At 72.4% G+C, this 23,015-nt stretch carries 22 protein-coding genes and 1 pseudogene; 11 read left to right on the forward strand and 12 right to left on the reverse strand.

From position 1 onward, the window contains the following. Positions 1–150: 150 nt before the first annotated feature. Positions 151–1,008: a type I methionyl aminopeptidase gene (gene map / locus ACZ4Z2_RS13065; RefSeq protein ID WP_468075264.1), complete on the reverse strand. Its 858-nt coding sequence runs from the start codon at positions 1,006–1,008 to the stop codon at positions 151–153. A 67-nt stretch (positions 1,009–1,075) separates the two neighbouring features. On the opposite strand from map, the gene ACZ4Z2_RS13070 reads away from it, so the two are divergent. Continuing rightward, positions 1,076–1,306 (forward strand): hypothetical protein, encoded by a 231-nt coding sequence (locus ACZ4Z2_RS13070; RefSeq protein ID WP_468075266.1) that lies wholly within the window; start codon positions 1,076–1,078, stop codon positions 1,304–1,306. A 93-nt stretch (positions 1,307–1,399) separates the two neighbouring features. Continuing rightward, positions 1,400–1,615: a hypothetical protein gene (locus tag ACZ4Z2_RS13075; RefSeq protein ID WP_099964910.1), complete on the forward strand. Its 216-nt coding sequence runs from the start codon at positions 1,400–1,402 to the stop codon at positions 1,613–1,615. Positions 1,616–1,924: 309 nt separating this feature from the next. Here the strand turns inward: ACZ4Z2_RS13075 and ACZ4Z2_RS13080 are convergent, their stop codons facing one another. Together ACZ4Z2_RS13080 and ACZ4Z2_RS13085 are read right to left on the reverse strand one after the other, a co-directional pair. After that, positions 1,925–3,199, reverse strand: coding sequence for an MFS transporter (locus tag ACZ4Z2_RS13080; RefSeq protein WP_468075497.1), 1,275 nt, complete (start codon positions 3,197–3,199; stop codon positions 1,925–1,927). A 206-nt stretch (positions 3,200–3,405) separates the two neighbouring features. Then, a complete protein-coding gene (locus tag ACZ4Z2_RS13085) occupies positions 3,406–4,008 on the reverse strand; it encodes a hypothetical protein (RefSeq protein ID WP_468075267.1) in 603 nt (200 codons plus the stop codon). A 168-nt stretch (positions 4,009–4,176) separates the two neighbouring features. On the opposite strand from ACZ4Z2_RS13085, the gene ACZ4Z2_RS13090 reads away from it, so the two are divergent. The 3 genes from ACZ4Z2_RS13090 to ACZ4Z2_RS13100 all read left to right on the forward strand — a co-directional run bounded on the left by ACZ4Z2_RS13090 (position 4,177) and on the right by ACZ4Z2_RS13100 (position 6,393). Beyond that, positions 4,177–5,304, forward strand: a complete 1,128-nt coding sequence (locus ACZ4Z2_RS13090) for a sialidase family protein (RefSeq protein WP_468075269.1) — start codon at positions 4,177–4,179, stop codon at positions 5,302–5,304. 51 nt (positions 5,305–5,355) lie between these two features. Next, a complete protein-coding gene (gene npdG / locus ACZ4Z2_RS13095) occupies positions 5,356–6,102 on the forward strand; it encodes an NADPH-dependent F420 reductase (RefSeq protein WP_468075271.1) in 747 nt (248 codons plus the stop codon). A gap of 81 nt (positions 6,103–6,183) precedes the next feature. Next, the gene (locus tag ACZ4Z2_RS13100; RefSeq protein WP_468075273.1) at positions 6,184–6,393 is read left to right on the forward strand and encodes a hypothetical protein; all 210 of its coding nucleotides are present in this window, start codon (positions 6,184–6,186) and stop codon (positions 6,391–6,393) included. Positions 6,394–6,417: 24 nt separating this feature from the next. Here ACZ4Z2_RS13100 and ACZ4Z2_RS13105 read toward each other — a convergent pair whose 3' ends face one another. Next, positions 6,418–7,218 (reverse strand): site-2 protease family protein, encoded by an 801-nt coding sequence (locus tag ACZ4Z2_RS13105; RefSeq protein WP_468075275.1) that lies wholly within the window; start codon positions 7,216–7,218, stop codon positions 6,418–6,420. Between the two features lie 160 nt (positions 7,219–7,378). Here ACZ4Z2_RS13105 and ACZ4Z2_RS13110 point away from each other — a divergent pair, with 160 nt between their 5' ends. Beyond that, complete coding sequence (locus ACZ4Z2_RS13110; RefSeq protein ID WP_468075277.1) at positions 7,379–10,798, forward strand: AfsR/SARP family transcriptional regulator; 3,420 nt, start codon at positions 7,379–7,381, stop codon at positions 10,796–10,798. Between the two features lie 34 nt (positions 10,799–10,832). On the opposite strand, the gene ACZ4Z2_RS13115 is transcribed toward ACZ4Z2_RS13110, so the two are convergent. The 3 genes from ACZ4Z2_RS13115 to panB all read right to left on the reverse strand — a co-directional run bounded on the left by ACZ4Z2_RS13115 (position 10,833) and on the right by panB (position 13,913). Beyond that, the gene (locus tag ACZ4Z2_RS13115) at positions 10,833–11,651 is read right to left on the reverse strand and encodes an ABC transporter permease (RefSeq protein ID WP_468075279.1); all 819 of its coding nucleotides are present in this window, start codon (positions 11,649–11,651) and stop codon (positions 10,833–10,835) included. Continuing rightward, a complete protein-coding gene (locus tag ACZ4Z2_RS13120; RefSeq protein WP_468075281.1) occupies positions 11,648–12,673 on the reverse strand; it encodes an ATP-binding cassette domain-containing protein in 1,026 nt (341 codons plus the stop codon). The genes ACZ4Z2_RS13115 and ACZ4Z2_RS13120 overlap by 4 nt, the downstream gene beginning before the upstream one ends. 373 nt (positions 12,674–13,046) lie before the next feature. After that, a complete protein-coding gene (gene panB / locus ACZ4Z2_RS13125; RefSeq protein WP_468075283.1) occupies positions 13,047–13,913 on the reverse strand; it encodes a 3-methyl-2-oxobutanoate hydroxymethyltransferase in 867 nt (288 codons plus the stop codon). 204 nt (positions 13,914–14,117) lie between these two features. Here panB and ACZ4Z2_RS13130 point away from each other — a divergent pair, with 204 nt between their 5' ends. The 5 genes from ACZ4Z2_RS13130 to ACZ4Z2_RS13150 all read left to right on the forward strand — a co-directional run bounded on the left by ACZ4Z2_RS13130 (position 14,118) and on the right by ACZ4Z2_RS13150 (position 19,689). Beyond that, a complete protein-coding gene (locus tag ACZ4Z2_RS13130) occupies positions 14,118–15,695 on the forward strand; it encodes an MFS transporter (protein ID WP_468075285.1) in 1,578 nt (525 codons plus the stop codon). A gap of 90 nt (positions 15,696–15,785) precedes the next feature. Next, the gene (locus ACZ4Z2_RS13135; RefSeq protein WP_468075286.1) at positions 15,786–16,421 is read left to right on the forward strand and encodes a TetR/AcrR family transcriptional regulator; all 636 of its coding nucleotides are present in this window, start codon (positions 15,786–15,788) and stop codon (positions 16,419–16,421) included. A gap of 242 nt (positions 16,422–16,663) precedes the next feature. After that, positions 16,664–17,713, forward strand: coding sequence for an endonuclease/exonuclease/phosphatase family protein (locus ACZ4Z2_RS13140; RefSeq protein ID WP_468075288.1), 1,050 nt, complete (start codon positions 16,664–16,666; stop codon positions 17,711–17,713). Positions 17,714–17,840: 127 nt separating this feature from the next. Continuing rightward, positions 17,841–19,076, forward strand: a complete 1,236-nt coding sequence (locus ACZ4Z2_RS13145) for an MFS transporter (RefSeq protein ID WP_468075290.1) — start codon at positions 17,841–17,843, stop codon at positions 19,074–19,076. A gap of 166 nt (positions 19,077–19,242) precedes the next feature. Continuing rightward, positions 19,243–19,689, forward strand: coding sequence for a VOC family protein (locus tag ACZ4Z2_RS13150; RefSeq protein ID WP_468075292.1), 447 nt, complete (start codon positions 19,243–19,245; stop codon positions 19,687–19,689). Positions 19,690–19,842: 153 nt separating this feature from the next. Here ACZ4Z2_RS13150 and ACZ4Z2_RS13155 read toward each other — a convergent pair whose 3' ends face one another. The 5 genes and pseudogenes from ACZ4Z2_RS13155 to ACZ4Z2_RS13175 all read right to left on the reverse strand — a co-directional run bounded on the left by ACZ4Z2_RS13155 (position 19,843) and on the right by ACZ4Z2_RS13175 (position 22,735). Further along, the gene (locus ACZ4Z2_RS13155) at positions 19,843–20,058 is read right to left on the reverse strand and encodes a hypothetical protein (RefSeq protein ID WP_055710956.1); all 216 of its coding nucleotides are present in this window, start codon (positions 20,056–20,058) and stop codon (positions 19,843–19,845) included. A 152-nt stretch (positions 20,059–20,210) separates the two neighbouring features. After that, positions 20,211–20,897 (reverse strand): HAD-IA family hydrolase, encoded by a 687-nt coding sequence (locus ACZ4Z2_RS13160; RefSeq protein WP_468075294.1) that lies wholly within the window; start codon positions 20,895–20,897, stop codon positions 20,211–20,213. Positions 20,898–20,986: 89 nt separating this feature from the next. Then, positions 20,987–21,212 (reverse strand): annotated as a pseudogene (locus ACZ4Z2_RS13165) (serine protease); the annotation flags it as partial. Between the two features lie 199 nt (positions 21,213–21,411). After that, entirely contained in the window at positions 21,412–22,035 is a 624-nt protein-coding gene (locus ACZ4Z2_RS13170; protein ID WP_468075296.1) for a DUF305 domain-containing protein, read from the reverse strand. Positions 22,036–22,069: 34 nt separating this feature from the next. Further along, a complete protein-coding gene (locus ACZ4Z2_RS13175) occupies positions 22,070–22,735 on the reverse strand; it encodes a DUF3105 domain-containing protein (protein WP_468075298.1) in 666 nt (221 codons plus the stop codon). Positions 22,736–23,015: the final 280 nt, after the last annotated feature.

Below are 23,015 nucleotides of genomic sequence, written 5' to 3' on the forward strand. Positions count from 1 at the left end.
TCCCTGTCGGTAAAAACGCTACCCCGGATCACCGCGTCTTCCACATGAACCGACGGCGCCCACGAAAAACCCGCCTCGCGGCCGGGGAGGCGGCGAGGCGGGTGACGGGGAAACCCTGGTGGGGAAGGGTGGCAGCCGTGGGAGGGCCCGTCACGGCAGGGTGAGGATGTCCGCCCCCGTCTCCGTGACGACCAGGGTGTGCTCGAACTGGGCGGTGCGCTTGCGGTCCTTGGTCACGACCGTCCAGCCGTCGTCCCACATGTCGTAGTCGTACGACCCGAGCGTGAGCATCGGCTCGATCGTGAAGGTCATTCCGGGCTGCATCACGGTCGTCGCGTGCGGGGAGTCGTAGTGCGGGATGATCAGCCCCGAGTGGAACGACGAGTTGATCCCGTGGCCGGTGAAGTCGCGCACGACCCCGTACCCGAACCGCTTGGCGTACGACTCGATGACCCGCCCGATGATGTTGATCTGCCGCCCCGGCTTGACGGCCTTGATGGCGCGGGCGAGGGACTCCCGGGTCCGCTCGACGAGCAGCTTCGACTCCTCGTCGACGTCACCCACGAGGTACGTGGCGTTGTTGTCGCCGTGGACGCCGCCGATGTACGCCGTCACGTCGAGGTTGACGATGTCGCCGTCGCGCAGCACGGTCGAGTCCGGGATGCCGTGGCAGATGACCTCGTTGACGGAGGTGCACAGCGACTTGGGGAAGCCGCGGTAGCCGAGGGTGGAGGGGTAGGCCCCGTGGTCGCACATGTACTCGTGGGCGACGCGGTCCAGCTCGTCGGTGGTGACGCCGGGGGCGATGTGCTTGGCGGCCTCGGCCATCGCCCGGGCCGCGATCCGCCCGGCGATCCGCATCGCCTCGATCGTCTCGGGCGTCTGCACCTCGGGTCCGGTGTACGGGGTGGGGGAGGGCTTGCCCACGTACTCGGGGCGGCGGATGTGCCCCGGGACGGAGCGGGCGGGGGAGAGCTTCCCCGGTGCGAGCAGCGACTGGCCAGACATGCCAGCGAGTTTAACCAGCGGTGGTGGGGGACCATGTCGGTGACGACTGGCGAAGGGAACTCAGGCCATGCCCCTGTTCAAACGACGCACGGCCGGCAAGCCCGGCGAGTGGTTCTACTGCCTGGAGCACAAGAAGGTGGAGGAGGGCCCGGACTGCCCCGGCAAGGACCGCATGGGGCCCTACGCCTCGCGCGAGGAGGCCACGCGTGCGATGGAGACGGCCCGCGAACGCAACGTCGAATGGGAGAACGACCCCCGCTGGCACGACACCCCGACCGGCGAGAGCCGGGAGCCCTGAGCTCCACGGGGGCGCCGACGGGCTTGCCGGGCCGTGGGGGCCCGGCACGCGGGTGGGGGTGCGATCCGCTCTGGCTTGGGCGAGGCTGACGGTATGGCTTCTGCGATGCCCGTGGTCGTGTATCCGCCGGACGAGGACGGAGGCCGTCGTGTGCGCGTGGACGGGGAGATCCTGGGCCGCGCGTACGACCTCCGCGACATCGGCGAGTTCCTCCGCCGAGCGGGCATCGAGGACGCGGACGAGACGTACGTGGCCCAGTCGGCCCTGATCGAATGGCGAGGCGGAGGCCCGAACACGTGGACCCCATGAGCCCCCAGGCCGAAAGCCACCGACGGCGCCGGCCCTCGCCGGGCGGGGCGGGGCGGGGAAACTCCGTGCCCGGCGGCCGCCGACGGCGCTGCACCCTCACGGGAGACGCGCACGTGTGTCCGGGGAGTGTCGGGCGGTGCGGGGCGGGGAAACTCCGTGCCCGGCGGCCGCCGACGGCGCTGCACCCTCACGGGAGACGTGCACGTGTGACCGGGGAGTGTCGGGCGGTGCGGGGCGGGGAAACTCCGTGACCGGCGGCCGCCGACGGCGCTGCACCCCCACGGGAGACCCGCACGTGTGACCGGGGAGTCACGGGCGGGCGGGGTGGGCAGGCACCCGCCCCTCCCGCAACCGCACCGCATGCTCATTCGTCCGCACGTCATACGTCATCAGCTTCGGCAGACACACCGCCAGCACCCCCACCGCCGCCACACACAACACCCCACCGGCCCACACGGACGCCCGCACGGACGTCCACGCCGCCATCGCCCCCGCCCGCACCTGCCCCAGCTGCGGCCCCACGGAGTACGACAGCAGCTCGATCCCGGCGAGCCGCCCCCGCAGCTCGTCGGGAATGGTCTGGTTCCACATGGCGGCCCGGAAGATCCCGCTGATCATGTCGAAGCCCCCGCCCAGCACCAGGAACGCCAGCACCAGCCACACCTCACGCACCAGCCCCGCCGCCACCACGGACAACCCCCACAGCGCCGCCGCCAGCACCACCATCCGCCCGTGCCGGTGCACCCGCGAGGTCCACCCGCTCGTCAAGGTCACCAGCAGCGCCCCGGCGGGCAACGCCGCGTACATCAGCCCCAGTGACCACTCCGCGTCCAACTCGTCCGCGAGGAACGGCAGGACGGCCAACGGCATCGCCAGGAACATGGCGGCGAGATCGACGGCGTACGTACCGAGCAGCTCCTTCCGCCCCCACGCGTAACGCGCTCCTTCCGCGATCGACCGCCACGACGGCTTCGCGGCCTCGTGCGAGGCGGGGGAGGGCGCCAGTCCCACGCCCAGCGCGACGGACACGACGAACGTCGCGAGATCCGCCGCGTACGCCCAGCCGAGCCCGGCGTACGCGACGACCACGCCGGCCAGCGCGGGCGCGGCGACCCCACCGACGGTCCACCGCAGCGAGTTGAGCGAGGCGGCGGCCGGCAGGTGCTCGTGCGGGACGATCCGGGGGACGATGGAGTCCAGGGCCGGCCGCTGCACCGCGACGAGCGCGGAGGAGAGGGCGGCGACGAGATACAGCGGCCACACCAGCGGCTCGGGCAGCAGCGCGTTCACCAGGAGCCCCGCGCACAGCAGCCCCTGCCCGGCCTCCGTCCACAGGATCAGCGTCCGCTTGTCGAGGGCGTCCGCGAGGGCCCCGCCGTAGAGCCCGAACACGATCAGCGGTACGAGTTCGACGGCCCCGATGGCGCCGACCGCCGCGACCGACCCCGTCAGCTCCTTCATCTGCACCGGCAGCGCGACGAAGGTGAGGAAGCTCCCGAAGTTGGTGATCAACCCGGCCACCCACAGCCGCCGGAAATCCACGGACACCCGCCAGGGAGCGAGATCGGGAAGCAACGCGACCAGCCGCGAGGCCGAAGCCGAAGCCGAGGACGAGGGCGGGGACGGGGACGGGCACGGGGACGGGGACGTACAGGGGGGAACGGCCGCTGCCGAACTCGTCGTCGCGTCGCCCGAGGAGGCGCACTCATCGTCATCGGTTCTGCTCACGTCGCCTCATGCTCAGCGGCGCCACCCGCGAGAGCAACCGGTTTTCCCGGCCCCGCCTCCCGTCACCACCGAGCCGGCGGTGGGGACGTCAGGTGGTCCGCCAGCCGGGACAGGCGGTCACGCAACCGGTCCCGGCCCCTCCGCAGGGGCACCGCGTTCTCCCCGGCCGCCGCGCTCACCAGGTGCTGGACGGTGTCGAGGTCGACCCCCCGCTCGTCCGGCGCCACCAGCGACTCGTGGGCCAGCGCGTCCAGTTCCCGGTCGCCGATGTCCAGTGCGAGGACCGTCGCCCCGGCCCGCCGCGCGTCGTCGACCCGCTCCAGCAGGCCCGCCCCCGGCGCGGTGGGCGCCACCACGAGCAGCGTCTCGCCCCGGCGGGCGGCCGACAGCCGGTCCGGCCCGACCGCGAGATGCGCGGGACCGGAGGGGCGCGCGGTGTGCCGGACGAGCGTGGGGGACAGCTCCGGCGTCCCGGACCAGGCGGCCTCGTCCACCAGGTGCGCCGCGAGGTGCCACGGCTCGTACTCGGCGGTGCCCACGAGCAGCAGCCCGCCCCCGTACGACACCACGGACCGCCGCAGCGCCCCCGCGAACCGGCGTGTCGCCCCCAGCCACTCCGTCCCGGCGAGCACCTCGCGCAGCAACGCGACCCTGATGGCATCCATGCACCGGCATCCTGCCGCAACCGGCCACTCGTGACCCGGTGTTCACCGCGAATTCGCCCGCGCCGGGCACGCACGGCGAGTCGGCCCGCCCACGCCTCCCGCACCGACGGCGCCCCCGGCCCGCCGGCACCCGCAGCCAACCCGAGCCGCCCACCCCCAGGAGCCCCCATGCCCCCCACGGTCGAACCCAGCACCCCCGAGCCCAGCACCGCCGTCTCCACCACTCCCGAGACCGGCGTCCCCTTCCGGGCCGGACGTGAGGGCTACGCCAGCTTCCGTATCCCGGCGGTCGTGCGCACGGCGTCCGGCGCCCTGCTGGCCTTCTGCGAGGGACGGGTCGGCGGCCGGGAGGACTTCGGGAACATCGACGTGGTGGTGAAGCGGTCGACGGACGGCGGTCGCAGCTGGGGCCCGCTGCGGGTCGCCGCCGAGAACGGCGACGGCCTCGCGGGCAACCCCGCCCCGGTGGTCCTGGACACCGGCCGGGTCCTGCTGGTCCACGTCCGGAACGCCGCGTCCGCCACCGAGGACGCCATCCGCCGGGGCACCGTGAGCCCGGCGGACGGGCGGCGGATCTGGGTGCGGCACAGCGACGACGAGGGGGAGACCTGGTCCGGGCCCCGGGAGATCACCGACACCACCAAGAAGCGGGAGTGGCGGTGGTACGCCACCACCCCCGGGCACGCACTCCAGCTGAGCACCGGCCGCGTCGTCGTCCCCGCCAACCACTCCCTCCCGCCGACCGGCACCGACAACGGCACGGAGGGCAAGTACAACGGCGGTCACTGCCTGCTCAGCGACGACCGCGGCGAGACCTGGCGGATCGGCTACGTCGACGACAACACCGACGGCTACGTCAACGTCAACGAGACCACCGCCACCGAACTCCCCGACGGGCGCGTCTACTTCAACACCCGCAACGACTCCCCGGCTCCCGGCACCCGCGCCGACGCGTACTCCGCCGACGGCGGCGAGACCCTGGTCAAGCCGTTCCGGCCGCAGGCGGGACTCGTCGGCCCCGTCGTCGAGGGCAGTGTCCTCCAGCTCCGCGACCCCGACCTGCTGCTCTACTCCGGCCCGGCCGACCCCGGCTTCCGCGCCCTCATGACCGTACGGGCCAGTACGGACCACGGCACGACCTGGCGGGTCGCCCACACCGTCGACGGGCTGCCCGCCGCGTACTCCGACCTCGTCCGCGTCGACGAGGACACGGTCGGGCTCCTGTACGAGACGGGCGACTTCGGCGCGTACGAGACGATCACGTTCCGCCGGATCCCCGTGGCCGCCCTCCTGTGAGCGCCCCCACCTGACCGGCCCCCGCCCGGGCCGCGCACGTAAAGTCAGCCCATGACCTCTACTGACAGCGCACAGACGACCCCCGGCACCCCGGAGACCACCGGCGCGGCGCCCGCCAAGGCCCCGGCCAAGGACCCCTGGGACCTCCCCGATGTCTCCGGGCTCGTCGTCGGCGTGCTCGGGGGCACCGGGCCGCAGGGCAAGGGCCTCGCGTACCGCCTCGCCAAGGCCGGGCAGAAGGTGATCATCGGCTCGCGGGCCGCCGACCGCGCCCGGGCCGCCGCCGAGGAACTCGGCCACGGAGTGGAGGGCGCCGACAACGCCGAGACCGCGCGCCGCAGCGACATCGTGATCGTCGCGGTGCCGTGGGACGGGCACGCCAAGACCCTGGAGTCCCTGCGGGAGGAGCTGGCCGGCAAGCTCGTCGTCGACTGCGTCAACCCGCTCGGCTTCGACAAGAAGGGCGCCTACGCGCTCAAGCCGGAGGAGGGCAGCGCCGCCGAGCAGGCCGCCGCCCTGCTGCCCGACTCCCGGGTCACCGCCGCCTTCCACCACCTGTCCGCCGTCCTCCTGGAGGACCCGGAGATCGAGGAGATCGACACCGACGTGATGGTGCTCGGCGAGGTCCGCGCCGACGTCGAGATCGTGCAGGCGCTGGCGGGCCGCATCCCCGGGATGCGCGGCATCTTCGCGGGCCGGCTGCGAGGCGCCCACCAGGTCGAGGCGCTGGTCGCCAACCTGATCTCCGTGAACCGCCGCTACAAGGCGCACGCCGGGATCCGCCTGACCGACGTGTGAGGCGCGGCCGGGCATGGGGGACACTGGACGCCACGTACCGACGTACCGACGTACCGCCGTATCGCACAGGAGCAGACCCCCATGCCCCCCTTGCCCCCACCCGGCCCGGCCCGGCGCCTCGCCGTCTACGCCCTCGTCGTCTGTCTGCTCGCGGTCACCGCGGCCGTGGTGTCCTTCACCCGGGGCAGCTGGCTGGGCGTGGTGTGGGTGCTGATGGCCGGGCTGTCGTCCAACATGACCTGGTACTACGCGCGCCGCGCGAAGGCGGAGCGGCAGTCCGCCGCGAGCTGAGGCCCCGCCCCGTCCCCCGGGTCGTCACAGACCGCTCAGGCACACGTCGCTGTCCTCGCGCCAGAAGCGGTACAGCCAGTAGCCGCAGTCGGAGAGCTGGTCCTCCACGCCCAGGCCCCGCATGAACGCGCCGATCACGTCCCAGAACACGCCGTTGACCGCCGGGATCCACAGCACCGCGAAGACGAGCAGCAGCCCGAACGGGGCCAGCGGCTCCACCTGGCGGCGGATCCGGTACGAGAGCCAGGGCTCGATGACGCCGTAGCCGTCGAGGCCCGGCACCGGCAGGAAGTTCAGGATCGCCGCCGTCACCTGGAGCATCGCCAGGAAGGCGAGGGCGAACAGGAACGCCGCCGGAACCCCGTCCGTCACGCCCAGCCAGAACGGCGCCGTGCAGACCGCCGCGAACAGCACGTTCGTCAGCGGGCCGGACGCCGAGATCAGGCTGTGCTTCCAGCGGCCCTGGATACGGTCGCGCTCGATGAAGACGGCGCCGCCCGGCAGACCGATACCGCCCATGATCACGAAGACGACCGGCAGCACGATGCTGAGCAGGGCGTGCGTGTACTTCAGGGGGTTGAGCGTGAGATAGCCCTTGGCGCCGATGGAGATGTCGCCGCCGTGCAGGGCGGTGCGGGCGTGGGCGTACTCGTGCAGGCACAGCGAGACGATCCACGCCGACGTCACGAACAGGAAGACGGCGAGACCCGGCTGCTCGGCGAAACCGGTCCAGGTGGCCCAGCCCGTGACCGCCATGACGGCCACGATCCCCACGAAGACGGGGCTGATCCTCCGGTCGCTCCGGCGGGACGCGGCGGTGGTCATGGGGCTCCTCGGGCTCTCGTGGACGTGTCGGCCACTGGTATCGATCACTCGTACGGACTGCCCGACCGTACCGGGCACAAGGCGAAAACGTCTCGCGATCGGCTCCCGGTTCCTAGGAAGGTGGGACACCCAAGAACCCGGCACCGATCCGACGGAGACAATGGACCCCGTGCGTTACCGCATCCTCGGCACCACTCAGGCATCGCGCGCGGACGGCACCCCGGTCCCCGTCGGCGGCGCGCGGCTGCGCGCCCTGCTGACCGTGCTCGCGCTGCGCCCGGGCCGTACGGTCACCGTGTCCACGCTGGTCGACGAGGTGTGGGCCGGCGATCCGCCCGCCGACGCGAACGGCGCTCTCCAGGCGCTGGTGGGCCGGCTGCGCAGGGCGCTCGGCCCGGACGCGATCGTGTCGGAGCACGGTGGCTACCGCCTCACCGCCGCGCCCGACGACGTCGACCTGCACCGCTTCGACCGTCTCGCGGCCGAGGGCGCCCGGGCGCTCGCCGACGGCGACCCCGCCAAGGCGGCCGTGGTCCTCGACGACGCGCTGGCCCTCTGGCAGGGACCGCCGCTGGCCGACCTCCCCGACCGCGCGGCCGAGGCCGCCCGCTGGGAGACCCGCCGCCTCGACGCCCACCGGGCCCGCCTCACCGCCGCGCTCGCCCTCGGCCGCGCGGAGACCGCCCTGCCCGAGTTGACCGCCCTCTGCGACACACACCCCCTCGACGAGCCCCTCCAGTGCCTCCGGCTGCGCGCCCTGCGGGACACGGGCCGCCCGGCGGAGGCCCTGGCCGCGTACGACTCCGTGCGCCGCCTCCTCGCCCACCGCCTCGGCACGGACCCGGGCCCCGAACTACGGTCCCTGCACGAGGAACTGCTGCACGCCGGCCCCCCGGGCGCCCGCACCACCCCGCCACCGGCCGACGGCCACCCCTCCCGGCGCCCCGCGGCCACCCGCCCCGGTCAGCCGCTCGCCGACGGCCGCCCGGCCCAGCCACTCGTGGACGGCCGCCCGGCCCAGCCACTCGTGGACGGCCGTTCCGTCCTGCCGTCCGCGGACGGTGGAAAGGACGCCACCCGACCGCGTGGCAACCTCCGGGCGCGGCTCACCTCCTTCGTGGGCCGGGACGCCGACATCGACACCATCCGCACCGATCTGACCACCGCCCGTCTGGTCACCCTCCTCGGGCCCGGCGGGGCCGGGAAGACCCGGCTCTCCCAGGAGGCCGGCGAGGCGGTCTCGGTGTCCGCGCCCGACGGTGTCTGGCTCGCCGAACTCGCGCCCGTCGACGACCCCGCCGACGTCCCGGAGGCCGTCGTCACCGCCCTCGGCGCCCGCGAGACCGTCCTGCGCGGCGCCGGAGCCGAGGAGATGCGGGTGGTCTCCGACCGCCACGACGACGCCCTGAGCCGTCTCACCGAGCACTGCGCCAGACGCCGGATGCTGCTGATCCTCGACAACTGCGAACACGTCGTGGCGGCCGCCGCCCACCTCGTCGAGCATCTCCTCCAGCACTGCCCGGGCCTGACCGTCCTGGCCACCAGCCGCGAACCGCTCGGCGTACCGGGGGAGTTGGTGCGCCCCGTGGAACCCCTGGCCGAGCCCCACGCCCTGCGGCTGCTCGCCGACCGGGGTGCCGCCGCCCGGCCCGGCTTCACCGTCGCCGACGACCCGGAGGCCGCCGCCGAGATCTGCCGCCGCCTCGACGGCCTCCCCCTCGCGATCGAACTCGCCGCGGCCCGGCTGCGCATGCTCACGCCGCGCCAGATCGCCGACCGGCTCGACGACCGCTTCCGGCTGCTCACCTCAGGCAGCCGTACCGTCCTGCCCCGCCAGCAGACCCTGCGCGCGGTCGTCGACTGGTCGTGGGAACTCCTCGGCGAGGAGGAACGGGACGTCCTGCGGCGGCTGTCCGTGTTCGCGGGCGGCTGCGACCTCGCCGCAGCGGAGGCCGTCTGCGGCCCTGCCGCGCTGGAGGCGCTCGGCTCCCTCGTCGACAAGTCCCTCGTCGTCGCGGCCCCCACGGCGAACGGCGAGATGCGCTACCGGCTCCTGGAGACCGTCGCCGAGTACGCCGGCGCCCGGCTCGCCGAGGCCGGCAGCCGCCCCGCCGCCGAACGCGCCCACCGCACGTACTACCGCGAACTCGCCCGCACCACCGAGCCGTTGCTGCGCGGCCCCGGCCAGCGCCGGGCCAACGAACTGCTGGAGCTGGAGAACGAGAACCTCCGCACCGCCCTGCGGCACGCCGTCGCCGAACGCGACGAGCAGGACGCCCTCTGTCTGGTCCTGTCGCTGGCCTGGTACTGGCAGATGCGCGACCTGAAGACCGACGCCAGACACTGGGCGACGCAGGTCATGGCACTCGGCCCCGACCCGTTCGCCCCGCCGGCCCGGCCCGTCCCCGACGTCCGCGAGGGCCTCGTCGACAACCCGCCGCCGATGCGCCCCGAGGTGCTCGACGAGGCCCGCCGGGCGCTCCACCTCATCCACCTCGCCTGCATGGACATGGAGATCTCCGCCTGGGAGACCCCCGAGGGGCAGGAGAAGCTGCGGACGATCCGGGACACCTACCGGCCGGGCCAGCCGCAGACCTGCCGCTTCCCGGGCTTCATGTGGTTCTACGCCGTCCTGCTCTCCGGCGACATGGGGCGGCTGCGGGAGATCCTCGACGCGAGCATCGCCACCTCCCGCGAACTCGGCTACACCTGGGAGCTGGCCCAGGCCCTGCACATGCGGGCCAACATCCTCGCCAACCGCAGCGACTGGTCCGGCGACGCCACCCGCGACGCCGACGAGGCGCTGGAGCTGTGCGAACGGCTCCAGGACGCCTGGGTTGCCGCCGAGGCGCTCTCGGCGCGCGCCATGAGCCACGAGCGCACCGGCCGGTTCGACCTCGCCGCGGCCGACTACCGGCGGGCCATCGTCCACGCCGAACGGATCGGCACCAACGCCCACTCGGGCGTCCTCGGCGTCCGGCTCGGCAACGTACTCCTCGAGTGCGGGGAGGCCGAACTCGGCGAGAAGATGCTGCTGGAGGTGCTGACGCGGCACGACACCCCCAGGGAGGCGCTGCCCGCGGCCCGGCTCTACCTCGCCATCTGGTTCGGCCGCACCGGGCGCCTGGACGAGGCGTGGCGGCACATCACGCAACTGCGCGAGGAGTTCGAGGCCGTCGACTTCGTGCTCTTCGCCGGTTTCGTCCTCGGGCTGGAGGCATGGCTGATGACACTGGCCGGACGGCACGCCGAGGCCCGGGACCGCGTCCGGGAGGCGTTCGCGCAGGCCATGGACCCGCTGGCCCAGACGATCACCCCCCAACTGCCGGCCGCCCACCTCGTCACCGCCGCCTTCGCCGTCGCCGGCGTGGACGGCGGCGCGCGCGCCCGGGACGCCGCCCGGCTCCTGGGCGCCTCCGACGCGCACCTCCCGCCCGGCCACCACCCCAGCCCGCTGGAGGCCGAGGGCCGCGCCCACACCGAGGCGGAGATCCGGGCGAGGCTGGACGACGAGGCGTACGGGGCCGCGTACACCGAGGGCACCGGCCTCACCCTGGAGGAGGCCGGCGCCCTGATCTAGGCCCTGGTTCGGATCGCGCCCGGACTTGCGGAGGTCAGCTCTTCGTGCGGAACTTGTGGATCGCGATCGGCGCCATCACCGCCGTCAGCACCACCGACCAGCCGAGCGTGATCATCACGTCGTCGGCGACCGGGCCGCCCGTCATCAGACCGCGCGCGGCGTCCGCGAGGGAGGACAGCGGGTTGTAGTCGGTGAAGCTGCGCAGCCAGCCCGGCATCGACTGCGGCGGGGCGAAGATCGACGAGCCGAACTGGAGCGGGAAGAGCACCAGGAAGCCCATCGCCTGCACGGACTGCGCGTTCTTCAGGGTCACCCCCAGCACCAGGAAGATCCACATCAGGGACGAGCCGAAGACGACGGACAGGCCCACGGCGGCGAACAGACCGGGCCAGCTGGTGATGTCGAAGCCGATGAGGACGGCGACGGTCAGCAGGATGGTCGTGGCGAGGAGCATCCTCAGCAGTTCGACCACGATCTTCGCGAGCAGCACCGAGGACCGGCCGATCGGCAGCGACCGGAAGCGGTCCATGATGCCCTTCTGGAAGTCCTCGTTGAAGCCCGTGCCGACGCCCATGGCGATGTTCATGCCGAGCATCGCCATCAGCCCCGGGATCACGTACTGCACATAGCGCTCCTGGCCGCCGCCCAGCGCCTGCCCGATGGAGCCGCCGAAGACGTAGACGAACAGCAGGGCGAAGACGATCGGCATGAGGACCGCGTCGGCGATCGACTGGGGGTCGTTGCGGATCCACAGCAGATTGCGGCGCACCAGCGCGCCCGTGTGCCGGGCCTGGGCCCGCGGCCCGATCCGGCCGTCGGTGTCGTCGGCGCGGGGCAGGGTGACGGAGCTCATACGGCGACCTCCTCGTAGGCGGCGGACGGGGTCGGGTCCTGCGGGGCACTGGCCCGGTGGCCGGTGAGGGACAGGAACACCTCGTCCAGGCTGGGCAGTTCGGTGCTGATCGAGCCGAGGGTGACACCGCGGTCGCTGATCGCGCCGACGACGGCGGTGAGCTGCTCGTCGCTGAGGATCGGCACGAGGAGGGTGCCGTCCTCGGGGTCGACGGTGGTCGTGGCGAGGCCGGTGATCCCGAGGTCGTCCAGCTCCTTCGCCAGGGGCCGCAGCCGCATCGGATCCGTCGGCCGGACGCGCAGGGTACGGCCGCCGACCTGGGCCTTCAGCTCCTCGATACCGCCCTTGGCGACGACCTTGCCGCGGTCGATCACGGTCAGCTCGGAGGCCAGCTGCTCCGCCTCCTCCATGTACTGGGTGGTCAGCAGCACGGTCACCCCGTCGCCGACCATGCGCTTGACCTCGTCCCACACCTCGTTCCGGGTACGCGGATCCAGGCCGGTCGTCGGCTCGTCCAGGTAGAGCACGGACGGGCGGCCCATCATCGACGCGGCGAGGTCGAGCCGCCGCCGCATACCGCCGGAGTACGTGGCCACCGGGCGCCCGGCCGCCTCGGTCAGCGAGAACCGCTCCAGCAGACCGTTCGCCCGGCCCTTGGCGTCCTTGCGGGGCAGGTCGAGCAGACGGCCGATCATGTAGAGGTTCTCGAAGCCGGAGAGCTTCTCGTCCACCGAGGCGTACTGGCCGGTGAGGCCGATCACCCGGCGCAGGGCGCGCGGCTGGCGTACGACGTCGTAGCCGGCCACGGTCGCCTGCCCCGCGTCGGGCGTGACGAGGGTGGACAGGCAGCGGACCAGGGTGGTCTTGCCGGCGCCGTTCGGGCCGAGCACCCCCATGACGGTGCCTTCGCGCACATCCAGATCGACACCGTCCAGCGCCCTGGTCTCGCCGTAGTGCTTGACCAGCCCCCGTACGGTGACAGCGCGGGTCGCGCCGCTGGGTTCCTTGTCGATTCGTGTCATGCGGACGACGGTGTCAGGGGCCGCCGACAAACGACCGACAGGCCACCGACAGCGCGCGGCGTGGTGCCGGGCGCCCAGGAGCTCGGGGGTGCGCCTGTTGTTGGCGGGTGCGGGTGCGTTGTGGTTTCTCGCGCAGTTCCCCGCGCCCCTGAAGGCTTCGGGCCTTCGGCCCTTCAGGGGAAAAGCACGGGGCCGCGGGCCCCGCTTTTCCAGGGGCGCGGGGAACTGCGCGACCAGCCCCCACCCACCCGCAGTCGCCGACGCGCCCGCACCCCGGAGTCATGAGGCGCTCGAACGCCACAGCCCGCCGACTGGGGGAAGATCGGCGGGCTGCTCCGTACCGCAGTGGCTGTAGGGCCACCAGGCCAACGGCCTAGTGAACCGAGTGCTCCTCCAGCGGGAACGTCCCGCCGACCACGTCCTCCGCGAACGCCTTCGCCGCGTCGGTCATGACGCCCCGGAGGTCCGCGTACTTCTTCACGAACTTCGGCACCCGGCCGCCGGTCAGGCCGAGCATGTCCGTCCACACCAGGACCTGCGCGTCGGTCTCCGCCCCGGCGCCGATCCCGACCGTGGGGATGTGCAGCACCCGCGTGACCTCGGCGGCCAGCTCCGCCGGAACCAGCTCCAGGACCACCGCGAACGCGCCCGCGTCCTGCACGGCCTTCGCGTCGCGCAGCAGCTGCGCCGCCGCCTCCTCGCCCCGGCCCTGCACGCGGTAGCCCATCGCGTTGACGGACTGCGGGGTGAGGCCGATGTGGGCCATGACGGGGATACCGGACTCCACCAGCAGCCGGATCTGCTCGTACGACCGCTCGCCGCCCTCCAGCTTGACGGCCCCCACCCCGGCCTCCTTCACCAGCCGGGTCGCCGAGCGCAGCGCCTGCACCGGGCCCTCCTGGTAGGAGCCGAAGGGCAGGTCGCCGACGATCAGGGCGCGGCTGGTGCCCCGTACGACGGCCGCCGACAGCATGGTCATCTCGTCGAGGGTGACGGGCACGGTCGTGTCGTACCCGAGGTGGCAGTTGCCCGCCGAGTCGCCGACGAGCATGACCGGGATACCGGCCTCGTCGAAGACGGACGCGGTCATCGCGTCGTAGGCGGTGAGCATCGGCCACTTCTCGCCGCGTTCCTTGGCGAGGGCGATGTCGCGGACGGTGATGCGGCGTGTGCCCTTGCCCCCGTACAGCGTCTTGCTGCCGTCGGAGGACTTCGTCTGGGCAGCCGAAAGCTGCGTCATTGCCACGGCTCCTTCATGTCATCTCGAGGCGCCCTGACGGCGTCCCCGGACCGACTCCATGGTGGCACCTCGTCCTGTCGAGGGCCAGAGCAGGTGGGTGTGACCGTTCAGGCGCAAGCGGAGCGGGCCCTGCCACGTAAGACCTCGGTAAAGGAATTCCGATACGAGACGGTCTCGTATCGGAAATGGCCTACGCTCGAAGGCATGACTTCCGCAGCCCCTGAATCCCGGATACCGGAAGCGGTGCACCGCCGTCGCTGGGCGATCCTCGGCGTGCTGATGCTGAGCCTGCTGATCGTGGTGCTCGACAACTCGATCCTCAACGTCGCCATCAAGACGATCTCCACCCCCGAGCCCACCGGCCTCGGCGCCACGCAGAGCGAGCTGGAGTGGGCGATCAACGCCTACACCCTCGTCTTCGCGGGACTGCTGTTCACCGCGGGCCTGCTCGGCGACCGGCTCGGCCGCAAGAAGGTGCTGCTCGGCGGTCTGGTCGTCTTCGGCATCGGGTCGGCGCTGGCGGCCGGCTCCGGATCACCGGTCGAGCTCATCGCGTTCCGCGCGGTCATGGGTCTCGGCGCCGCCTTCGTGATGCCCGCCACCCTCGCCGTCCTGATGAACGTCTTCGAACGCGAGGAGCAGCCGAAGGCGATCGGCATCTGGGCCGGCGGCGTCGGCCTCGCCATCGCCATCGGCCCCATCACCGGCGGTCTCCTGCTGGACCACTTCTGGTGGGGCTCGGTCTTCCTGATCAACGTGCCGATCGTCGTCCTCGCCCTCGGCCTGATGCTCTGGCTGGTCCCCGACTCCCGCGACCCGAACCCCGGCCGCGTCGACCCCGTCGGCGTGCTGCTCTCGGTCGTCGGCCTCGTGCTGCTCGTCTACGGCATCATCCGGGGCGGCCAGCTCGCCGACTTCACCGACGCCACGGTCCTCGGCGCCATCGCCGCCGGTCTCGCCGTCCTCGCCGCGTTCGTGGTGTTCGAGAAGCGCAGCGACCACCCGTCCATCGACATCTCGTTCTTCCGCAACAAGGTCTTCTCCGCCGCCATCGGTGTGATCGGCCTGGTCTTCTTCGCCCTGATGGGCGTGACCTTCTTCTCGGTCTTCTACACCCAGACCGTCCGCGGCTACTCACCGCTGGAGACCGGTCTGCTGATGCTGCCGCTGGCCGTCGCCCAGCTGGTGTTCGCGCCGCGTGCCCGGCTGGTCGTCGACCGCTTCGGCAACAGCGTGGTGTGCACGGCCGGCATGCTGCTGATCGCCGGGATGCTCGCCGCGTTCGCCGTCCTGGACGAGGACACGCCCATCTGGCTCCTGGAGGTCATCTTCTTCCTCATGGGCGTGGGCATGGCCCACGTCATGACCCCGCTGAGCGTCGTCATCATGCAGGCCCTGCCCCGGGAGAAGGCGGGCTCCGCGTCCGCGCTCAGCAACACCTTCCGCCAGGTCGGCGGCGCCCTCGGCATCGCCGTCCTCGGCTCCGTGCTGTCCACCGCGTACCGCTCCGGCATCGAGGACGACCTGCCGCCCGGCGCCCCGCACGCCGCCGCCGAGTCCATCGAGGCCACCCTCGGCCTCGCCGCCCGTCTCGGCGACCGGGGCGCGGCCCTCGTCGGCCCGGCCCACGACGCCTTCCTGCACGCCATGCATGTGACGGCGCTGTGCGGGGCCGCCGTGGCCGTCCTCGGCGCGGTGGCCATGGCCGTCTTCCTGCCGGGCCGGCCGGCGACCGGCCAACCGGACGAGAACGAGGCCGAATTGGTGGCCCAGGAGCGCTGAGGTCCGGCCAACGGGGCGAAGGGGGGCGCCCTTCGGGGGGCGCGGCCGGGGGAGAATCACCCCGGTGCGACGACAGAGACGGAGTGGACCGTGAGCCTCGCCGGAAGCCGGGCCCAGGACGGACGGGCCAGGGATGTGAGCCCCGTGCGGGGGCGGCCCCGCAGCGAGGCCGTGGAGCGCTCCATCATCGAGGGCGTGATGAAGCTCCTGGAGGACGGTGTGCCCCTCGCGGAGCTGTCCATAGAACGGGTGGCCCGCACCGCCGGTGTCGGAAAGGCCACCATCTACCGCCGGTGGCGCGGCAAGGAGGAGCTGTTCGTCGACGTCCTGCGCGCCGCCGAACCGCCCGACCCGGTGCTGCCCGGCACCTCCATGCGCGACGACCTGGTCGTCCTGCTGGAGGCCGTCCGCCGGCGCGGACTCGCCAACCGCTCCTCGGCGATCCTGCACAACGTCTTCGCCCAGATGAAGTCCAGCCCCAAGATCTGGGACGCCTACCACGCGAACGTCGTCACCCCGCGCCGCCGGACCCTCGCCGACGTCCTGCGGCGCGGACAGGACAACGGCGAACTCCGCGCCGACGTCGACCTCGACGTCATCGGCGACCTCGTCTTCGGGCCCATGCTCGTGCGCACCCTCATGCGCCCCGACTCGCCGCTCCCCGACGACCTCGCGGAGGTCATGGTCGACACGGTGCTCGAAGGACTGCGTCCGCCTGCGAGCTGAGTCACAGCGAATGTTCGCATTCCGTTACAGAGCTCACCCGTTCACCATCGTTCGGAACTCCGAACAGCGGGTTGTTCGTCCTCGTGCCCGTACGGCCGCCACGCGGCGGCAGGATCGACGGCGATCATCCCCTAGGGTCTAGGGGGTGCCGCGAAGTCCCGCACCACACCCCGGTGTCGTGGACTTCCCGGCACTCCCCGGGTGCGGGGGACGGTGTGCACGGCAGGTTGTGAGGCGACGGTATGGCGCAGGCGTACATGACGGAGACGGGCGGCGGCGGCACGGGCGAGGGCCGCGAAGGATCCCGGCTTCGGCGCCTGCTCGGCCGGTGGTTCGGCGGATGGAGAGGCGACCGCGGGATCTGGCGGCGCGGCGTCGTCGTCGCGGTCCTCGCCCTGCTCGTCGCGCTCGTGATGGTGCTGCACGCCCAGGTCCCCAACAGCGTGGGCAACCTGGGCAGTCTGACGGAGACGTTCCTGCCCTGGCTGGGCATCGTGATCCCGCTGCTGCTGGTCCTGGCGATCGTCCGCCGATCGGCCATCGCGCTGATCGCGGTCCTGGTCCCGACGATCGTCTGGCTGAACCTCTTCGGCGGCCTCGTCACCAGCAAGACGGGGGGCGGCGGCGACCTCATGGTCGTCACCCACAACGTCAACGCGGACAACGCCGACCCGTCCGGCACCGCCCGTGACGTCGCCGCGTCCGGCGCGGACGTCGTCGCGCTGGAGGAGCTGACGGAGTCGGCGGTGCCGGTGTACGAGAAGGCGCTCGCGGCGACGTACCGGTACCACGAGGTCGTCGGCACCGTCGGGCTGTGGAGCAAGTACCCGATGAGCGGGACCCACGCCGTCGACATCAAGCTGGGCTGGCAGCGCGCGATGCGCTCCACCGTGACCACACCCGAGGGCCAGGTCGCCGTGTACGTCGCCCATCTGCCCTCGGTGCGGGTGAAGCTGGAGGCCGGGTTCACCGCCCGCCAGCGCGACAAGAGCGCCGACGCGCTGGGCGAGGCCATCGCGGACGAGCCCATCCGGGACGTCGTCCTCCTCGGTGACCTCAACGGCACCATGAACGACCGCGCCCTGAACGCCGTCACCGCCCAGATGCGCTCCACCCAGGGCGCGGCGGGCAGCGGCTTCGGCTTCAGCTGGCCGGCGTCGTTCCCGATGGCCCGGATCGACCAGATCATGGTCCGGGGTCTGGAGCCGATGGCGTCCTGGACCCTGCCGCAGACGGGCAGTGACCACCTGCCGGTGGCGGCGCGGGTGACGATCGACACGTCCGGCGGCTGATCCCGCAGGTCAGCGGGGTGGGAAGGGAAAGCCGGGAGAGTTTGTTCCGTCAGTGAACATATAGTGGAAGGCATCCGGAGGAATCCCTCCTTCCCCTTGCTCTCCTTCTGGCCCGAAAGGTTCCCCCATGCCCTTGGCCCTGCTCGCCCTCGCCGTAGGAGCCTTCGGCATCGGTACGACCGAGTTCGTCATGATGGGCCTGCTGCCCGACGTCGCGGCCGACCTCGGTGTCTCGATCCCCGCCGCCGGCCACCTCGTCTCCGCGTACGCCCTCGGCGTCGTCGTCGGCGCCCCGCTGCTCGCGGCCGCCACGGCCCGGATGCCGCGCCGCACGGTGCTCATCGGGCTCATGGCCCTGTTCGTGGCCGGCAACGCGCTCTCCGCGCTCGCCCCCGACGAGCACTGGCTGCTCGCCGCCCGCTTCCTCAGCGGTCTGCCGCACGGCGCCTTCTTCGGCGTGGGCGCGGTCGTCGCCACCGGTCTCGTCGCGCCGGAGCGCAAGGCCCGCTCGGTGTCGCTGATGTTCCTCGGGCTGACCGTCGCGAACATCGCCGGTGTCCCGGTGGCGACTCTGATGGGGCAGGAGCTCGGCTGGCGGGTCACCTTCCTCGGCGTCAGCGCGATCGGCCTCGCCGCGATCGGATCGCTGGCCGCGCTGCTCCCGCACGACCACACCACGGCGCCCGCGACCGGGCTGCGCGGCGAACTGGGCGCCCTGCGCTCCCTGCCCGTCTGGCTGGCCCTCGGCACGACCGTCGCCGGGTTCGCGGCACTCTTCTCCGCGTACAGCTACATCACCCCGATGCTCACCGGCTCCGCCGGGTACGCCGACAGCAGTGTCACCCTGCTGCTGGCCCTGTTCGGTGTGGGCGCGACCATCGGCAACCTGGCCGGCGGCCGACTCGCGGACCACTCGATGCGGGGCACCCTCTTCGGCGGCCTGACCTCCCTGGTCGTGGTCCTCGCACTGTTCCCGGCGTTCATGTCCGCCCAGTGGAGCGCGGCCCTGGCGGTCGTCCTCCTCGGAGTCGCCGCGTTCGTCACCGGCTCGCCGCTCCAGCTGATGGTCATGGAGAAGGCCGCCTCCGCCCCGTCCCTCGCGTCCTCCGCCAACCAGGCCGCGTTCAACCTCGCGAACGCCGGCGGCGCCTGGATCGGCGGCCTCGCCCTCTCCCTGGGCCTCGGCACCACGTCCCCGGCGGTCGTCGGAGCGGGCCTCGCCGTCCTCGGCCTCGGGGTCGCCGCGGTGGCCTACGCGGTCGACGCCCGCCGCACGCCCGCACCCCACCCCACCCACCCGACCGCAGGCCGCCTGGTCGCCTCGCACGTACCGGACCGGGACCCGGAGACGGTCCGGGGCTGACGACCGGGGGCTGCGCCGGCCGGCGCCACGTGTCGCGCCGATCCGGTGGCGGGCGGGGCCGTTTTCCGGTTCGGTGTGGAGAAGCGTTCAGTCGGGCAGGCCGTGGCGCAGGCGGGCCTGTGGCGGCTGAGCGCTCCCTGCCGTCGACGGTGACCCGGAGGACCAGATGGACTTCTCGCTCGAAGTGATTCCGCTGCCCGTGAGCGACATCGACCGCGCCCGGGACTTCTACCGGGACAAGGTCGGTTTCCATGTCGACATCGACCAGGAGGTCATGCCCGGCATACGCATCGTCCAGCTGACACCGCCGGGCTCCGGCTGCTCGATCGCGCTGGGCGACGCGATCTGGGACATGGCCCGCGGTCCCCGGCCGGCCCCCGGCTCCTACCAGGGCCTCCAGCTCTGCGTCGCCGACATCAAGGCCGCCCGCGCCGAACTCGTCGAACGGGGTCTAGACGTCTCCGAACCCGTTCAGTACGCCCCCGACGACGGCGCCACGTTCATGTACTTCACCGACCCCGACGGCAACGGCTGGGCCGTCCAGGAGTACCGCCGCCGCGCCACGGAGCCGCTGCACCAGGTGCTGGCGGACCTGGCCGCGCGGGAGCGGTGAGGCCGGCACTCCCGCAGCCGCCGGGGCCCGGCACGGAGACACCGAGCCCCGGCACGGAGCCACCCCCCCGGCACGGAGACCCCCGGCACGGAGGCACCCCCCCCGGCACGGAGACACCGCGGCGCCTGCGCACCGCGGCGGTTCTCCTCCCGATCACTTGTTGAAGCCACCCGGGGCGTTCCCGCCGGGGTTCACCACGTCGAGGCCGTTGCCGTTGCAGTTGCCCTTGGGGGTGTTGCCACCGCCGTTCTGGCACTTGAACGGGGGATCGGCGTTGGCGACGCCCGCGGCACTGCCCAGGCTCAGCGCGATGGCGGCCGCTCCGGCGCCGAGCGCCGTCGCCAGCCGCTTACCGGTCAGTCGTGTCATTCCGCTCAGCCTCCTGTGCTGTTCGGCTGTGCGGCAGAGCCTTCCAGGACTGTCGCGTTCTTCCCCCCACGTTTCTCCTGTCACCGGCATATGTCAACGGGCCATGCGCGACGGGAAGATGGTGACAGAGGGCCCGCCGACGTCGCCCTGCGTCACCCCGCTGCCCGGTCGTCCGCCGCCCGCCGCCCCTCCCCGCGGGCGAACCCCAGGATCGCCGGCCCCGCCGCACGGAGCGTCGGGAAATGCCGGTGGGCGGTGGCCGCCGGGGCCGGGGTGTTGACCGTCCACACCGTCATGCCGGCCCGCAGGCCGGCCTCGACCCCCGAGGGGGCGTCCTCGACGACGAGGCAGTCCTCGGGACGGACACCGAGGCGCTCGGCGGCCAGCAGATAAGGGACCGGGGACGGCTTGCCCTCCCGCACCGCGGCGGCGTCCACGAGAACCGACGGCACGGGCAGGCCCGTACGCGCGAACCGCCCGCGCACCCGGTGCTCGTAGTTCGAGGTGACCAGCGCCCACCGGTCCGGCGGCAGCGCTCCCAGCAGCTCCGCCGCGCCCTCGAAGCAGCCGTAGACGCCCGAGCGGACGTCCTCGTCCTCCAACTCGTGCAGGACGGCAAGGCATTGCGCCGGGTCCTCGTGCGGGGCGACCTCCGCGAACGTCTCCGACGGCCGCGTCCGCAGGGCGACCTCGTGGACCGCGGCGGCGTCCAGCCCGTACCTCTCCGCCCAAGTCGCCCAGATCCGGCGCTGGTTGTCCAGGGCGTCGATCAACGTGCCGTCCACATCGAGGAGGACGGCTCTGCGCGGCGGCCCGGACCGGGCTGATTCGGCGTTCACGCCGTGATCATGCCAGGCCCGGGAGCGGCGCGGCGCGTCGGAGCGAGGGCAAAGGGCGCACGGGGGGCGCCCCGCGTGCGGGAGTTCCGCTTGCCGGTGTAGGGGCCCGCGCCGTACGCGGCCCGCGATGCCGGCCGGTGTAGCCCTTCACCGCGTACGGCACCTTCCGCCGTACGCGTCCGGCAGCGTGCTCGCGATGCTCGAGCCGTAGTACGAGGAGAACGGCCCGGCAGTGCGGAACACGGCCCCCGGCGGGGGCAGTTGGTCGTCATGGGTGGCCCGGTGGGGTGCCGTGTCCAGGCCGGTGACGGTGAACCTCGAGGTGGCCGGACGGGCCGGCGGCGTCGGACAGGGCCGGATGGTCCGGCGGCGGTGGACCTCTGGCCGGACGATTGGGCGGCGGTGGATCGGGCCGGACGGTTGGGCGGCGGTGGACCGGGCCCGTCGTGTCACAGCCGTCGGCCCGCTCGACGTCGTGTCGGGCGGGCCGGTGGGGACGCGGTCTGGTGTCGCCCTACGGGCGGGGTGCGGCTCCCCGTGCCTTCAGCAGGTCCGTCATCAGCGAGATCTCGGACTCCTGGGCGTTGACCATGCCCTGGGCGAGCTTCTTCTCCACGCCGACCGTGCACTTGGCGACGCAGCCCTCCGCCATGTGGATGCCGCCCTTGTGGTGGTCGGTCATCAGCTGGAGGAAGAAGATCTCGGCCTGCTTGCCGTTGAGCTTGCCGAGCTTCGCCATCTCGGCGTCGGTCGCCATGCCGGGCATCAGCGAGCCGTCCTCACCGGAGGCCATGCCGCCCATGCCCATCCACGCCATCGGCTTCTGCGACGACACCTTCGGCAGCCCCCACAGGTCGAGCCAGCCGATCATCATCCCGCGCTGGTTGGCCTGCGTCTGCGCGATGTCGTACGCGAGCCGCCTGATCTCCTCGTCGTCCGTGCGGTCACGGACGATGTACGACATCTCGACGGCCTGCTGGTGGTGGACCGCCATGTCCCGGGCGAACCCCGCGTCCGCGGAGTCGGCGGCCGGGGCCTTCAGGCCGGAGTCGTCGCCGTCGGCGACCGCGTACGTGATCGCCCCGGCCGCGACGAGTACCGCCGCGGCCCCGGAGGCGATCCAACCGATGTGCTTCATCTGTCCCACTGTGCCAGGTCGCGTTCGGCCGTCGTCAGGAAATGCCGTTGGTGCAGGCGGCACCCGGCTCGGGCGTCTGCTGGCCCTGGACGAACTTCTGGAAGAACTTGTCCACGTTCGGATCGGTCGCGCTGGTCACCGTGCGCTGGTGGCCCCAGGCGCTGAGCATGATCGGGTCCTTCTGGTCCTCGACCGGGCTCATCAGCGTGTACGGGGTCTTCTTGACCTTCGCCGCGAGCGCCTTGACGTCCGCCTCGGCGGCCTTGTCGTTGTACGTCACCCAGACGGCGCCGTGCTCCAGGGAGTGCACGGCGTTCTCGTTCTTGATCGCCTTGTCGTAGACGTCGCCGTTGCAGTTCTGCCAGACCGGGTTGTGGTCGCCGCCGACCGGGGGCGTCATCGGGTAGGTCACCGACTTGGTGACGTGGTTCTGGGTGAGCTTCTTGCTCCACGTCTTGACGCCGTCCGCGTCCGTCGTGAACTTGCCGTCGCCCTTGGAGTCGCTCGCGGTGCTGCTGCTGCCGCCGTCGTCGGACTGCGAGCGGATCAGGACCGTGCCGCCGACGACGAGGCCGGCGACTATCACCACGCTGGCGCCGATCACGAGGATCCGGTTCCGGCGCTCACGGGAGCGCTCGGCACGGCGCATCTCCTCGATGCGCGCCTTGCGCGCCGCGCTGCTGGTGTTCTTGGCGGCCATGGGTTGAGTCCTTAGTGGGGGATGAGGCGGATGGGACAGTAGGACCAGCTGATCGTAATTTGATGGGCTCCCTCTCGTAAACGAGGGATCCCGCCTCCCATGGTCGCGCGCGGGGTGGGCGGGGCGCGCGGTTGTGCCCAGGACGTAGCGGACGGGTACGGCCGCGGCCGTATACCGGACGCCGTGGGCGTTACGCACGGGCGCGCGAGCAGGCAAGATGGGCGGCAGAACGGTTGAACGGCGCAGCGGGCGGTACATCTGCCGTACGCCTGGCGTTCGG

The organism is Streptomyces sp. NPDC030183 (assembly GCF_055573455.1).